The sequence below is a fragment of the Pelagerythrobacter marensis genome (assembly GCF_001028625.1).
Lineage (GTDB): Bacteria > Pseudomonadota > Alphaproteobacteria > Sphingomonadales > Sphingomonadaceae > Pelagerythrobacter > Pelagerythrobacter marensis.
This window is the reverse complement of record NZ_CP011805.1, coordinates 423815-439071: the sequence shown is the minus strand read 5'-3', so window position 1 is coordinate 439071 and position 15257 is coordinate 423815. Positions and strand designations below refer to the sequence as shown.

General features: G+C 65.5%; 11 protein-coding genes. 6 read left to right on the top strand and 5 right to left on the bottom strand.

Features of this window, described 5'->3' with window-relative positions; all coding sequences use genetic code 11:
- Window positions 1–19 precede the first annotated feature (19 nt).
- Entirely contained in the window at window positions 20–862 is an 843-nt protein-coding gene (locus tag AM2010_RS02065) for a DUF4163 domain-containing protein (RefSeq protein WP_047805661.1), read from the bottom strand.
- 36 nt (window positions 863–898) lie between these two features.
- Between AM2010_RS02065 and AM2010_RS02060 the strand changes: the two genes are divergently transcribed.
- From AM2010_RS02060 to AM2010_RS02035, 6 genes are all read left to right on the top strand, one after another.
- Complete coding sequence (locus AM2010_RS02060; RefSeq protein WP_047805660.1) at window positions 899–2302, top strand: leucyl aminopeptidase family protein; 1404 nt, start codon at window positions 899–901, stop codon at window positions 2300–2302.
- An 84-nt stretch (window positions 2303–2386) separates the two neighbouring features.
- Window positions 2387–2728: a hypothetical protein gene (locus tag AM2010_RS02055; protein ID WP_047805659.1), complete on the top strand. Its 342-nt coding sequence runs from the start codon at window positions 2387–2389 to the stop codon at window positions 2726–2728.
- Complete coding sequence (argC, locus tag AM2010_RS02050; protein WP_047805658.1) at window positions 2725–3660, top strand: N-acetyl-gamma-glutamyl-phosphate reductase; 936 nt, start codon at window positions 2725–2727, stop codon at window positions 3658–3660. Before AM2010_RS02055 ends, argC begins: the two co-directional genes overlap by 4 nt.
- 185 nt (window positions 3661–3845) lie before the next feature.
- Window positions 3846–4184 (top strand): P-II family nitrogen regulator, encoded by a 339-nt coding sequence (locus tag AM2010_RS02045; RefSeq protein ID WP_047805657.1) that lies wholly within the window; start codon window positions 3846–3848, stop codon window positions 4182–4184.
- Between the two features lie 62 nt (window positions 4185–4246).
- The gene (gene glnA / locus AM2010_RS02040) at window positions 4247–5656 is read left to right on the top strand and encodes a type I glutamate--ammonia ligase (protein ID WP_047805656.1); all 1410 of its coding nucleotides are present in this window, start codon (window positions 4247–4249) and stop codon (window positions 5654–5656) included.
- 232 nt (window positions 5657–5888) lie between these two features.
- On the top strand, window positions 5889–6563 hold the full coding sequence (locus AM2010_RS02035) for a lysozyme (RefSeq protein WP_047805655.1): 675 nt from the start codon (window positions 5889–5891) through the stop codon (window positions 6561–6563).
- Here the strand turns inward: AM2010_RS02035 and AM2010_RS02030 are convergent.
- The 4 genes from AM2010_RS02030 to AM2010_RS02015 all read right to left on the bottom strand — a co-directional run bounded on the left by AM2010_RS02030 (window position 6557) and on the right by AM2010_RS02015 (window position 15195).
- Window positions 6557–10768 (bottom strand): translocation/assembly module TamB domain-containing protein, encoded by a 4212-nt coding sequence (locus tag AM2010_RS02030; protein WP_047805654.1) that lies wholly within the window; start codon window positions 10766–10768, stop codon window positions 6557–6559. The two genes, AM2010_RS02035 and AM2010_RS02030, sit on opposite strands and share 7 nt — an antisense overlap.
- Window positions 10768–12936, bottom strand: a complete 2169-nt coding sequence (locus tag AM2010_RS02025; protein ID WP_082132773.1) for an autotransporter assembly complex protein TamA — start codon at window positions 12934–12936, stop codon at window positions 10768–10770. The genes AM2010_RS02030 and AM2010_RS02025 overlap by 1 nt, the downstream gene beginning before the upstream one ends.
- Window positions 12902–13744, bottom strand: a complete 843-nt coding sequence (locus AM2010_RS02020) for an arginyltransferase (RefSeq protein WP_047805653.1) — start codon at window positions 13742–13744, stop codon at window positions 12902–12904. Before AM2010_RS02020 ends, AM2010_RS02025 begins: the two co-directional genes overlap by 35 nt.
- Before the next feature lie 197 nt (window positions 13745–13941).
- On the bottom strand, window positions 13942–15195 hold the full coding sequence (locus AM2010_RS02015) for a threonine ammonia-lyase (RefSeq protein ID WP_047805652.1): 1254 nt from the start codon (window positions 15193–15195) through the stop codon (window positions 13942–13944).
- Between the last annotated feature and the right edge of the window lie 62 nt (window positions 15196–15257).

Sequence of the window (15257 nt, the reverse complement as noted above, 5' to 3'; positions counted from 1 at the left end):
TTGCCGCGCAATTGCCAGCTTATCGGGCGGCAAATGCCTCCCGATATTCAGGCTTCACCGCATCGATAACCGCCGCATCGACGGCGAAATTCAGCTCGTAAGCCCCTTCCGCATAAGGGCCGGCCACGTAAGGGCCGAACCAGATTCCGATCCGGTCGAAGGCCTTGCCACCCGCCGATCCGACCAGGACCGTCGCATCCTTCACAGGCTGGCAACTGTCGAAGCCGAAATCGTCGCCTTCGAGAACCTCGGGCACCGGTTCGCCCCGCCGCTCGGCACGCTCGGCATTGAGCGCCTTGCAGAGCCTGTCGCCCAGCGCATCGTCGAGCGCCTTGGCCGAAAGGAACATTGCCGCCCCCTTCATCGCCTCGCCCGCCTGCTTGTCCCAGACCAGCGATTCGAGGCCGTACATGCCGTGCGCACCCCCGGTATAGGTGGAAAACGCGCCCGACAGGCTGAGGAAGCCGGGCGTGTCGGCCACGACCTTCCATTCCTGCGAATAGCTGTGCGCGCGATAGGGGTAATCGTTCGCCTGCGCCTGTTCGCGGTCGTCGGTCGCCTGCGATTTCAGCGCCGCTTTCGCCGAATCGTGCTTGTCGTCCAGCATGGCGGCCAGCTCGGGGATTTTCGCCGCGGCGGCCGGGTAGGAGAATGCGAAGCTGTAAAGATCTGTCTCTTCCTCGACCGCGCGCGCCTTCGCCGATGCACTCGTGCTGGCGGATGCCGCGGCGGCGGAGGAGGACGAGGTTGCGCTCGCCGCGTCCTGCGTAACCCCGAGTTCTTCGCTCACTTCGTCGGGGGAAGAACATGCGGACAGCGTCAGAGCGATCGAGGCCCCGAAGGCGATTTGGCGAAACGGCATTGGATTTTCTCCCGCAAATGGCGCTATCGGAACGGTATGGGCCATGACAGCACTCTCATTCAAGACGATCGCGGGCAAGACGCGGTTCCTGTCCACCTTGTAAACAAGGACGGCTTCGAAGCCTGGTCGAGGAAACTGTCCGCCGGGCAACGCGCCGCGCTCGCCGCGCAGAAGTTCGACGGCAGCGGTTATCAGACCGCTATCGTGCCCGATGGCGACGGCTGGTTCGCGGTCGGCGGGGTCGCCAATCCCGATGAGCTGTCGAGCTGGTGCATGGCCCGGCTGGCCGAGGTCCTGCCCGCAGGAACCTATCGGCGCGAAGGCGGGGACCCCGGCCCGGCCGTGCACGGCTGGCAGCTCGCGCAGTATCGTTTCGACCGCTACCGTAAGGACGACGAGGCCACCGGCCCGCGCGTGCTCCTGACCAGCAAGGTCAAGGCCATCGAGCCGGCCCTGGCCGAGGCGCAGGCCGTGTGCCTGGTGCGCGATCTGGTCAACACTCCGGCAGAGGACATGGGCCCCGCCGCGCTGGAGGAAGAATGCGAGCGGCTGGCCAAGACGCACGGCGCGAAACTGGCCACCACCCGGGGCGACGCGCTGGAGCAGGGATTTCCCATGGTCCACGCCGTCGGTCGCGCCGCCGCGCGCCACCATGCCCCGCGCCTGATGCACCTGACCTGGGGCAAGGAAAGCGACCCCGTGCTGGCCCTGGTCGGCAAGGGCGTCTGCTTCGATTCCGGGGGGCTGGACGTCAAATCGTCCGCCGGCATGTTGCTGATGAAGAAGGATATGGGCGGCGCGGCGCACGCCATCGCGCTGGCCGGGCTGGTCATGGGCGCGGGGCTGCCGGTGCGGCTGCACCTGATCGTGCCCGCGGTAGAGAATGCCATTTCGGCCAATGCCTTCCGCCCGGGCGACGTGCTCTCCAGCCGCAAGGGACTGACGGTGGAAATCGGCAACACCGATGCGGAAGGGCGGCTGATCCTGGGCGATGCGCTGACCCTGGCGAGCGAACAGTCACCCGACCTGGTGATCGATTTCGCCACCCTGACCGGCGCGGCGCGGGTCGCGCTGGGGCCGGAATTTCCGGCACTGATGACCCGGCGCGACGAAACGGCCGCTGCCCTGATCGAAGCGGGCAAGGCAAACGACGACGAACCCTGGCGCCTGCCCCTGCCCGAAGCCTATGCCGAATGGCTGAAATCGGACATCGCCGATACCAACAATGCGCATGGCAACGCCTTCGCAGGGGCCAGCGTCGCCGGGCTGTTCCTCGACAAGTTCGTCGGCACTCTGGACGATGGCAAACCGATCGACTGGGCGCATTTCGACACGTTCGCCTGGCGCCCGACGGCCAAGCCCGGCCGGCCCAAAGGCGGCGAGGCTTATGGCCTGCGCGCTGCATGGCACATGCTCCGCACCCGCTATGCCCACGGGTGACGGCAGGCGCACCGCGCTTGCCCGGTGGGCCGCCAGCGAGTAAGCGCCCGCCAATTCACACTTCGAGGTTTTCAAGAAATTTCCGTGACGTCGCACGATCAATACCAGTTACCCGAAGGCCCGATCGGCCTGAAGGGTCCCGTTGCGCGTCCCGCACCCGGCACTCTGCCGCTGCGCGGCGACCTGGCGCACATTGCCCTGGCGGGGCGGTATCTCGCCGCGCATTATGTCGTACCGCAATCGCGCACGATCGGCACGCAGGGCGCGGCGCTGCATCTGGCACCGGGCGAGGATTCCCCCGCTCTGGCACAGCTTGAGGCCGGCACCGATGTCGAAGCGCTCGATTATGCCGGCGACTGGTGCTGGGCGAGCTGCGGGCCGGAAGGGCCCAGCGGGTACTTGCGTATTGAGCGGCTGACACAATGACCGTTTCGGTTTTCGTTGACGGCGCGGCTGGCACGACCGGGCTGGAAATCGTCGAGCGGCTGCAGGGCCGCCCCGAATTCGCGGTGCACATGCTCGATGGCGAGCGGCGGAAAGACCCGGCGGCGCGGCGCGAGGCGCTGAACGAAGCCGAAATCGCGATCCTGTGCCTGCCCGACGACGCCTCGCGCGAGGCGGTGGCGATGATCGATCCGGCGGCAGGAACGCGGGTGATCGATGCCTCCAGCGCCCACCGCACGGCACCCGGCTGGACATATGGCTTCCCCGAACTGATCGGCCGCGAAACGGTCGCCGCGGCCACGCGGGTCAGCAATCCGGGCTGCTACCCGACGGGATTTCTCGCACTGGTCGCGCCGCTGGTGCGTGCCGGCGTGATCCCGGCCGACTGGCCTTACACCGTCAACGCCGTCAGCGGCTATTCCGGCGGGGGCAAGGCGCTGATCGAACAGTTCGAATCCGGGGGCGCCCCCGCCTTTCGCGCCTATGCCTATGCAATGGCGCACAAGCATCAGCCCGAAATGAAGGCACATGCCGGGCTGGAACACGACGTGATCTTCGCCCCTTCGGTCGTGCCCGCCTATCGCGGGATGATCGTGGAGGTTCCGCTGCACCTGGGCGCGATGCCGGGCAATCCGACCGCCGACGTGCTGCGCGATACATTGCGCAGGTTCTTCGACGGGTCCCCCGTCGTGTCCGTGCGCGACGAGAGCGGGATCGGCGAGCTGGTGCTGGAAGAAAATGCTGCACCGTCCGATGCCATGGACCTGTTCGTGTTCGGCAACGAAGGGGGTGGGCACGCGCGCCTCGTCGCCCGGCTCGACAATCTCGGCAAGGGCGCCAGCGGTGCGGCGGTGCAATCGCTGAACCTGATGTGCGGCCTCGACCAGACTGCCGGCCTGCGCCTCCCTGCCTAGTTTTTAGGCACTGAGTGGACTCCGATTGGGCAACTTCGTGCGTTTCGCCGCGCCGAATGCGCGTCCTGCGCCCTGCGGCGATATTGGCACGCTTCTTGATTTGCCTGCAACGGTAAGCGATGAGCCGAACCGGGCGGGCACGCGTTCCGCACGGGTCGGCATATTGCGCAGGGATCGAAGGCCACATGAAAAAGATCGAAGCGATCATCAAGCCCTTCAAGCTCGACGAGGTGAAGGAGGCACTGCATGAAATCGGCGTGTCCGGCATCACCGTTCTCGAAGCCAAGGGCTTCGGCCGGCAGAAAGGGCACACCGAACTGTATCGCGGTGCCGAATACGTCGTCGATTTCCTGCCCAAGGTTAAGCTGGAAGTGATCGTGGGCGACGAGATCGCGGAACGGGTGGTGGAAGCGATCGCCGCCGCCGCGCAGACCGGCCGCATCGGCGACGGCAAGATCTTCGTTTCCACCGTCGAATCGGCGCTGCGTATCCGCACCGGCGAGAAAGACGACGACGCCATCTGACTGCGCGCACCGCGCGCAAACCCGTTCAATCCCCGAATTCGGGGCAATCAAGAGGGAACCACATGTCCAAGGCCAAAGATGTCCTCAAACAGATCGAGGAGCATGAGATCGAGTGGGTCGATCTGCGTTTTACCGACCCCAAGGGCAAGTGGCAGCATCTGACCATGACCGCCGCGCTGCTGGGCGAAGACGAGCTGGAAGACGGGCTGATGTTCGACGGCTCTTCCATCGCCGGGTGGAAAGCGATCAACGAAAGCGACATGATCCTGAAACCGGATCTTGAACGCACTTACATCGATCCGTTCAGCGCCACGCCGATGCTGATCCTGTTCTGCGACATCGTCGAACCTTCGACCGGCGACTGGTACGCGCGCGATCCGCGTTCCACCGCCAAGCGGGCGGAAAACTATCTGAAGACCACCGGTCTCGGCGACACCATCTTCGTCGGCCCCGAAGCCGAATTCTTCATGTTCGACGATGTCCGTTTCGAAGACGGCTATGCCGGTTCGGGCTACGCGATCGACGATATTGAACTGCCGACCAACACGGGCAAGGAATACGAAGCGGGCAACCTTGCGCACCGGCCGCGTGCCAAGGGCGGCTATTTCCCCGTCGCACCGGTCGACAGCGCCGTCGACATTCGCGGCGAAATGGTCGCCACGATGATCGAAATGGGGCTGAAGTGCGACAAGCATCACCATGAAGTCGCCGCTGCCCAGCACGAACTGGGCCTGCTGTTTTCGACCCTCGTCGAAACTGCCGACAACATGCAGATCTACAAGTACGTCGTGCATCAGGTTGCCCATGCCTACGGCAAGACGGCGACTTTCATGCCCAAGCCGATCAAGGACGATAACGGCAGCGGCATGCACACCCACATGTCGATCTGGGATGGCGGCAAGCCGACGTTCGCCGGCAACGGTTATGCCGGCCTGTCGGACAATTGCCTCTATTACATCGGCGGCGTGATCAAACATGCCAAGGCGCTGAACGCCTTCACCAACCCGACCACCAACAGCTACAAGCGGCTGGTTCCGGGTTTCGAGGCGCCGGTCCTGCTCGCCTATTCGGCGCGCAACCGTTCGGCCAGCTGCCGCATCCCTTATGGTGCGGGCGACAAGGCGAAGCGGGTCGAATTCCGTTTCCCCGACGCGATGGCCAACCCCTATCTCGCCTATGCCGCCCTGCTGATGGCCGGGCTGGACGGGATCCAGAACAAGATCCATCCGGGCGAAGCGATGGACAAGAACCTGTACGATCTGCCGCCGGCCGAACTGGCCGACGTGCCGACCGTTTGCGGTTCGCTGCGCGAAGCGCTGGAAGCGCTTTCCGCCGATCACGATTTCCTGTTGAAGGGGGACGTGTTCACCAAGGATCAGATCGACGCCTATGTCGAACTGAAGTGGGAAGAAGTCATGCGGGTCGAAACCACGCCCTGCCCGGCCGAATTCGACATGTATTACAGCGCCTGATCCGCGCACCCGATCACCGAGGAAGGCGCCCGGACCAGGTTCGGGCGCCTTTTTCGTGTCCAGCCGGTCTCCGCGCAGGCGGGGGTCTCAGGCCGATGGTGCTGCGTCCGATAGCCAGAGGCCCCCTCCTGCGCGGGGATTCAATGCGGCGTTGGGTGCAGAAACCGTTTTCCTACACGCCCATTTGTTGCCTACTTGTTCCGCCTCGATTCCCATAAGGCGAGGTGGTCAGATGCAACGCAAGAAGATTTTCGACACGGTCCGGCAGATGCTGGGGCGCGGGTTCCGGCAGAGCGAGGTCGACGCGCTTGATGCCGCGATCGAACGGGCGGGTGAACGGGCGGGCGAACGGCACGAAACGGCGCCGGATTTTTTGCCCCAGGACAGTGTAACACCCGGTCCATGTCTCCCCCCTGCCCCCTCCAGTCCGCGTGCGATCGGGCCCGACGGGATCGCGCTGATCAAGCGTTTCGAAGGCTGCGCGCGGAAGCGGGTTGATGGGCTGGTGGAGGCTTATCCCGACCCCGGAACCGGCGGCGCGCCGTGGACGATCGGCTGGGGCGCAACCGGGCCGGGTATCGGGCCTGGAACCGTGTGGACTCAGGCGCAGTGCGACGCACGGCTTGAACACGATCTGGAACGCTATGCCGCCGATGTCGCGGCCGCAATCGGCGATGCCGCGACCACGCAGGGGCAGTTCGATGCCCTGGTCAGTTTCCATTACAACACGGGCGCCATTGCCCGCGCCACGCTGACGCGCCGCCATGTCGCGGGCGATCACGCGGCGGCCCTGCGCGAGTTCGCGCGCTGGAACCGTGCCGGTGGGCGGGTGCTGCGCGGCCTTACCCGCCGCCGCGAGGCCGAAGCGCGCCTCTATGCCGGCAAGCCCATCGGCTCCGATCAGTAATCGCGGCTGATTTCTGCGCGCACGCTCTCGCGGCCGATGGTGGACACGCTGGCAAGCAGTGACAGCCACGATGTCACGCGGAATTCCACCTCGGTCGCGCTGTAGCCCTGCCCGTCGGTGATGATTTCCGCATAGAAGCGTCGGCCGAAGTTCTTGCCCACCGCCACGGCCGTGCCGCGGTCGAGCGCCGGGTCCGGGCCAACGATGCGCAGGCGATCGAGCCCGATGGCGGAGCGGAGCTGGTTGATCGGGTCGAGCCCGCCCCCGCCGCGCAGCGATGCGACCGCCGCGCCCAGCTGCAGAGCATCGGTGGCCGAAAGGTCGGTGATCGATCCGCCGAACAGCAGGCGCGCCAGGATCTCCTCTTCCGGCAGCGCGGGGGAGGAGGAGAAGCTGATTTCCGGCTGCATGGCGTTGCCCTGCACCTGGACGATCACATCCAGCCCGTCACGCTCGGTCTCCGCCCGGATATCCAGCCGCGGATCGATGGGGCCCGTCTCGTCGAATTCGATCTGGCCGCGCGTCAGTTCGAAACTCGCACCGGCGAATGTGTACTCGCCGCGCACGACCTCCGCCTCCCCGCCGATACGGGGATCGTCGGTCGTTCCGCGCACGCGAACGTCGGCGCTCCATTCGCTGTCCAGGCCCATCCCGTCGACGTCCACGCGCGACGGTGCGCGCGCGTCGATCAGATAACGCCACGGGGCGCTGGGGGCGGCACGGGGGCCGAAATCGGCGGGCGTGTTGATCTCGCGCGTCTTGATCTGCGGCATGTCCTGCACTTCGTCCATCATGCCCAGCGACCAGCTCGCACGATTGACCAGCAGGCGCCCGGCGATGGTGCCCCCGACACCGTTGGAAACGATCCGCAGCGGGCCCGTGACAGTGGCGGTCAGCCCATTGGCATTGAGCAGGCTGGCATTGCGCGCGGCGATGCGAAGATCCATTTGCGGGCCGCGCTCACCCAGGTCCTGCAAGGTTACGGTCCCGCTGCCCGATACCGTACCGCCACCGGCGGTCTTGCCGGCGAAACGGGTCAGGCGCAGGCGCGCACCCGCAAAATCGCCCCGCGCGCTGACTTCGGTGACATCCGTGCCCGAAAGCCCGCTGCGCAGCCGCAGATTGTCGCTCGCCAGCGATCCGCGCACTTGCGGATCGGCCAGCGTGCCGGTGACATTGGCGGCGACCGAAAGGCCTCCGGTCAGATCGAAGGTGTCGATCGCGGCGAGCCGCCACAACGCGTCGGCAGGCCCGGCGTAGCGAAGCTGTGCCGCCAGGCTGCCCGCACGCAGCCGATCGAACAGCGCGCCAGTAGCCGGCAGGCCGGAAATGCGACCCTGCAGGCGTCCGCGACGTTCGTTACCCTCGTCGATCACGGCACGCGTTTCCAGCTGATCCGCGCCCAGCCGCGCGACCAGCGACAAGTCGACCGGGCGCGAGGTCAGCACCATGCCCGACCGGGTCAGCCCGTCGACCTGCACCCGCGCGCTTCCGGTGGGCAGGCCACTTTCGTCGGCGCCGAAGTCGACCACGCCCGAGATCGTACCGCCAAGGCCCAGATCCTGGACCACGGCGTCAGCCAGCGAGAGCGGCATCTGCGACATCTTCAGCTCGAGCGAGGTCGGACCGGTGCCGCCGAAGCGCCCCGATGCGATCGCGATCCCGTCCCCATAACCGACTTGTGTCGGCTGGAGCGCCCAGCCGCCCGTATCCTGCGCGAGGAGAACGGCACGGCGCGGCATGGAAATACGCCGCCCGGCAAAGAACCCTCGGGCCGCGACCGCGATCCGTTCGGATGCGAATTCCGCGTCGATCTGCATCCCCAGCCGGCTGCCGCGCCGACCGGTGAAGGCGACGTTGGCGTCCCCTTCCCCATTGCGCAGTTGCGCGTCGGCAGTCAGGCGGCTGAAGAACAGCGTGCCGTACTGCAGGCCCTGCGCGGTCATCTTGCCTTCGATCGTGGTGTTGCCATCGGCAAGCAGGCCGGTTCCTTCGATATCGGCACGACCGATGGCAATGGGGGTATCCCCGCCGAACCGCGCGTTGCGCCCGTCGATATCGATATCGAAAGCCTGCCCGCCGGCACGCGGCGCCAGTGCTATCGTGCCGTCAAGCCCACCACCTGCGAGTGCGAGGTTGCCCGAAACCCCTTCGTCGCCCAGCATCAGATCACCCTGCACGCGGGTTTCCCAGACATCGAGCCGGTCAATCGCTATCCGCGTCGGCCCACCTGCGGGCATGAGCAGTTCCAGCTCGCCATCGAACGCGCCGAGCATGGAGCCGCCTTGCGTGTCGATCAGGAACCCATCCTCGCTTGGCGCAATGGCGACGCGCACGTCCTCCAGACCCGCTGCCGGGAATGGATCGGCGAAGACCAGTGCAGCGCGCGGCCCTTCCCCATCCAGGCCCGCTTCGACGGTGAAAGGGCCGTATTCGGTGTGCGTGCCCTGTCCGGCGACCGTCGTCGTCCCTTCGCGAACCTCTCCGTCGAGCGCGAGCTGCAGCTTCTGCGAATCGACCGTGAGATCGCGGAACACGATCGGCCCCGCTCCGCCCATGTTCACTCCGCCGCGGAAGCCGATTGTGGGGCCTGCAAGGTTGGCCAGCGTGGCATTGCTGACATCGGCGATACGTCCGGCAAAGTTCGCGCGCAGCGACCACGGCACGCCATCGGCGATCTTGAACAGAACTTTCGCATTGCCGCTGGCTGCCCCGATATTGTCTATCCGCAATCCGCGCAGCGCGACCGGGCCGGCCAGTGCATAGGCGCCGGTGCGAGTCTCCCCCCTGACGGAAAAGCGCGCGCTGGCATCAGGGAAAACGAGCCGCAGGTCGTCCGCCACGATGCGCGTCCCGCTGTAGGCGAGCTCGCCCGAAAGGCGGCCGCGCACCAGACGCGGATCGATCAGGTCGTTCCCGACCATGAGCTGTTGCGCACGCAGATCGAGCGGCAGGGTCCAGCGCACGCCGTCAAACGTCGCGGTCCCTTCCTGAACCAGGCCGCGCGCTTCGGTGGTGCCGCTGACGAAACGGTCCAGCACGATCCGGTGCCCAATCGACAGGTCGCGGAATGCCCCATCCAGCGTCGCAGCGATCCGCGCCCCTTCCACGCGGGTATCGGCCATCGGGGTCGCTTCCGCCACCCGTACGTCGAACGCGAAATCGTCGAAGGCATTGTCGGCAAGGTCGACGGCCCCTCGCGCATCGCCGACGATCCCGCGCGCACGAAGCGCGAGTTCGCCGTCGAGCACGCTATCCTGCAGCGTCCCGAATGCGGCCAGCGAAACCGGTCCGGTCAGGAGGTCCGCGACCGGCCCCTGCAGCAGCGGCGCCGGTGTCGCCTGGCCGACGATGCCGTAGCGGCCCGCGCGATTGGTCAGCCGGAATGCGGCAAAGCGCTCGTTCTCACGCTCCACCAGCATGGCGCCGCGCCACTGGCTCCACGTCCCATCGCCGGTGATGCGCGCGCGATAGCCGGCATCGGCCCCCGCCAGCCCGGCGATCACGCCGCCAAGGGGGGCGCGGTAATCGAGTTCGAGATCGAAACGATCGCCATCCGGCTCCGCATCGACCAGCAGGCGAACTGTGTCCCGCTGGCCCAACTGGCCGCCAGCGTCCAGGAAGACGTGCCCGTCGCGAATGTCCGCTTTTGCGGAAAGATCCACGCGATGTTCGGAATCGTCGACGACACCGCGCGCGACCCTGAAATTCTCCAGCTCCAGTCGGTCCACCCGAATATCGAAATCGGGCAGCATCGGCGCATCGGGATCGCCGGGCAGCAATTCCGGCGTGCGCAACAGCGTCCCGCGACGAGCGACCAGTTGCCGAACGTCGAGACCACTCCACAACCAGTTCAGCGGACGCCAGTCCAGCTCGGTCACCGGCACGGTCAGGAACTGCCCCTTCGGGTCGGACAGCACGACATCGTGCAAGGTTGCCCGGCGGTAGATGTCCCCTTCTATTCTCCCGATCTCGATATGCAGGCCGGAAGCGGGCGCGACTTCGGCAATACGATCGACGATGAAGCGCTTGCCAATCGGGCTATTGAGCGCGGCCAGCGCCAGCAGCACGACCGCGACCAGGCCCACCACGATGCCAATCGCCCATCGGGCTGCACGGCCCAGGCGCGAACGCCTGGCAGGGCTGGCATCCTGGCCCACCGCTTCGTCGGGCCCGGCGCTTTCGACTGTGTCCTCTCCCGCCATCAGAACGCCTGCCCCAGCGACACATATACTGCGACCGGGTTATGATCGGGGCCGGGATTGAGCGGCACGCCGACATCCACACGTATCGGGCCAAACCCGGTGTGATAGCGAATGCCCAGCCCTGCGCCGACGCGGAACGTTTCGAAGTCGGGCAATGTGGCAGTGCTGACCGTCCCCGCATCGATGAACGGAACGATCGAAAGCGCACCATCGAACATGCCGGTCCTGATACGGGCTTCCAGAGCGACCTCGGCCAGCGAGCGCCCGCCGGTGGGATCGCCCAGATCGTCATGCGGGCCGATCTCGCGGTAGCCGTAGCCGCGCACCGATCCGCCCCCGCCGGCATAGAGCCTGCGCGAAGGGGCGATGTTGGCGATTTCCGTGCCCTGGATCGTGCCAAGGCGCGCGCGGCCCGCAACAACGACGCTGTCGCTGACCTGCCGGTAATAGCTGGCGTCGAACTGGCTGCGCAAATAGAAGCTTTCTACCCCATTGGTGCGCGAAACTTCGGGCGAGAAGCGGCCGGCGACGCGGAACCCTTCTTTGGGATCGAGCAAATCGTCGGTCGTGTCGAGCTGGACGTACAGCGGAATGGCGCCGACGAAATACGTCTGGCGGGCCTGCTGCGGCGAATTGTCGTTGGACGGTGGGCGCTCGGCCGTTGCCACCGCCTCCAGCCCGACGCTCCAGCTGATCGGCTTCTGGAACAGGAGGGTGGACGATCGTTCGTAGCTGGCGACAAACGCCAGCGTGCGTGCGTCGAACGCCGGGCTGTCGATCGTGCTCGCATAGGCATCGACATTGAGAATGCGATCGCGCCCGCCGAAATTGTTGCGGCGGAACGTGATACCGGCAAGCTGTTCCTGCGTCCCGGCAATGCCGCGCAGGCGGATGGAGCCTTCCGGCGGGAAGAAATTGCGATGTTCCCAGCTCGCTTCGATGCGGAAGCCTTCTTCCGAACCATAGCCGATGGCGCCGGCAATCGTGCGCAGCTTGGCTTCGGTCATCTCGACATCCAGCGCAATTTCGCCGGGTGTGGTGGCATCGGGGGGCGAGACTTCGCGCTTCGTGATCGTGACGGAGGATACCAGGCCTGTGGCCACGATTGCGCGGCGCAGATCCTGTTCCAGGCTGCGCTGATAAACGTCCCCGCGATCAAAACGGGCGATCGTTTCCAGATGGCTGCCGGAAAGGAAATCGGGCGAACCGCTGACCACTTCCCCGAACGCATATTTGCCATTGGGGCGGACCGGCATTGTCAGGTCGCCTTCAGTCCGCTCGTGATCGACCAGCAATTGCGGTTCGTCGATTTCGGCGAAGGGGTATCCTGTTTCGCCCAGCGCCCGATCCAGGTCGAATTGTTCCCGCACGATTGCATCGCTGGACAGCGGATCGCCCGTTTCGATGCCGAAGGCGGAGCGCAAGGCCGGACCGTCCGGCGCCTGCCTCAGCTGCCCCAGATCGATCGCGCCGAACGAATAGCGTTCGCCCGGCACGATATCGAACCGCACGTTCGCCTGGTTCTCTCCAGCGTCGTCACGCTGGCGTGTCGCGCCCACCGTTCGGATTATCTGCGCGTCGTAATAGCCATACACCCGCAGCAGCTGCGCCAGCAGCTCTTCATCGGCGCGTGCGCGCGCTGCCAGCTGGGCAATATTGTCGTCATTGTCGTCGTCCTGCAGTTCCTCAACCGTCGACAGCGCCTCGAACCGCTTTGCGAATTCGGCGCGGAGCGGGAAAGCTTCTTCCTCGATCGGAAAGCCCAGCGCCAGTTCAGGGCCCAGGGTGACAACCTCCATTTCCGGGGCACCGCGGAAGAACTCGCGATCGATCTCTGCAAATTCGATATCGTCTTCGGCCGAAAGCGGTTCGGGAACGGGAATCGGCGTTTCGTCAGGCCAGGCGACCTGAATCGCCGGATCGTCGACCAGCGGATCACCGGGATCGATGGCGGGCAACTGTTCGAAAGCGGCGCGCGCTTCCGGCTCCACCCCGTCTTCCGCCCAGCCTTCCGGATCGTCAACGGCGGCGTCAGGGATAAGGTCTTCCAGCGTTGCGGGAGCCTGACGGTCCTGCGCCAGCAGCGCCTGCGGGGCGGTGGCCAGGCCCAGCGCCGCCAGCGCTGCGGCCAGCCTACTCGGCCAGGCGGTACTGACTGGCGGTGCCATCCTTCGCAGGGCGTGCCTCGCTGCGGGTATCGCTTCGCGGGCCAACTGCGGCGGCGATGAGGGCGCTTTGCTCCTCGCGCTCAAGACGTCGCCATCCTTCCGCGCCCAGCCGCTCCAGGGGCCGAAAGCGGATCTTGTACTGCATGCTTTGCGACCCTTCGACCCAGTACCCGAGGTAGACATAGGGCAGGCCTTCTTCGGCAGCTCGGCGAATGTGATCGAGAATGATGTAGGTACCAAGTCCAGACCGCGCCTCATGCTCCGGGTCATAGAAACTGTAGATCATCGACAGCCCGTCACCCTGGCGATCGGTCAGGCACACTCCGACGAGGCGACCCGGCCCCGAACCGTCAGAGGGTTCCCGATATTCAACCACATAGCTGGTTACGGGAGTGTGTTCCACCATATCTGCGAAATCGAGTTCGTCCATCGACGCCATACCGCCGCCGGGATGGCGCACGCCGAGATAGCGCTGCAGCAGATCGAACTGCTCATCCGTCGCCCAGGGGCGACATTCGGTAACCTCCAGATCCCGGTTTCGCCGCATGATCCGCTTCTGGGAGGATGACGGCGCGAACTCGTCCGCCACCACCCGAACCGATACGCACGCCTGACAGTCGAGGCAGCTCGGCCGATAGGCGACCGTCTGGCTGCGACGGAACCCGATCCGCCCCAGCGCCTCGTTCAGCTCATCGGCGTTCGCGCCCTTCAGCTCGGTGAACACCTTGCGCTCGTTGCGGCCGGGTAGATAAGGGCACGGCGCAGGACTCGTCACGAAAAAGCGGGGGAAACGTACGGGGGCCGTCACGGCTTGGCGTTTACCTCTCTCGGCTGCTGCGGCGTATTGCGAACTGGCGCCGACTATGCCCGCAAGCCGGCGGCGGTAAAAGTCCCTTAACCATATAACATGGTTAGCGAGACGTTATTTTGCACAATTGAAAATTGGTGAATCGCCGGACACGGGCGCGCAACCGGGCGATTGGCGACAATCAGAGACTACAGGCCTCAGGCCAGTTCCACCTGATTGACCGAATATCCCTGCCCGCGCAGCGATTCCACCAGCGCATCGATCTGTTCGCGGTCGCGCGCCTCGCATTCGATGTCGGTGATCAGCCCCTTGGCAGGGAGGCTGGTGAATATCCGCTGGTGATAGATTTCAATGATGTTCACATTGTGCGCTTCAAACTCGCGCATGACACGATAGAGCGCGCCCGGCCGATCCTGCAGGGTGATGCGAAGCCGCGCGAGCCGTCCCGAACGGGCGAGGTCGCGCAGCAGCACGTTGGCGAGCAGCCGGGTGTCGATATTGCCGCCGCACAGCACCAGGCCGATCTTGCGCCCGGCAAAGCGCTCGCCATGCTCGAGCACCGCGGCAAGGCCTGCCGAGCCGGCCCCTTCGACGACGGTTTTTTCGATCTGGAGGAGGAGCGACACCGCCTTTTCCAGCGATTCCTCGCTCACCAGCATGATGTCGTCCACCCGCTCCGCAATCACCTTGGAGGTGAAGGCCCCGGGCGCCTTGACGGCGATGCCTTCGGCCAGGGTATCGCCCCCGCAATCGCGGTCCTCGCCTTTCACGCGGGCATACATCGAGGGGAACAGGGCGGCCTGCACACCGACCACATCGATGCCGGGGCGGAGCGCGCGCGCCGCCGTCGCCATCCCTGAGATCAAGCCGCCGCCGCCGATCGGGGTGACGAGGCAATCGATCTCGGGAGCGTCCTCGAGCATCTCCAGCGCTACCGTACCGGCACCGGCCGCCACATCGGGATCGTCGAAAGGATGGACGAAGGTCAGGCCCATTTCCTTTTCCAGCTTGCGTGCGTGGGCGTAAGCCTCGTCGAACGTTTCCCCCTCCAGCACGACGTTGCCGCCTACGCTTTCGGTCTGCATGACTTTCACCGTCGGTGTCGGACGCGGCATAACGATCGTTACCGGGACACCCAGGCGCGTTCCGTGATGGCTCAGCCCCTGCGAATGGTTGCCCGCCGAAGCCGCGATGACCCCGCGTTCGCGCTGTTCCGGGGTCAGCAGCAGGAGCGCGTTGAGAGCGCCGCGTTCTTTATAGGCGGCGGTGAACTGAAGATTTTCGAACTTGAGCCAGATCTCCGCGCCGGTGATTTCCGACAGCGTTTTGCTGTACATCGTCGGTGTGCGCACCACAGCACCCGCAATTCGCGCGGCAGCCGCGCGAATGTCATCGATGGTGAGGCTGTCGGCGGAATATTCCGCAACGGAAACGGCGTTCTTCTGGCTCATGGGTCAAGCGCCCTAGGGCAAAAGACCCGGCCAGGAAACACGCCTCGTGCGTGAGGCCGATC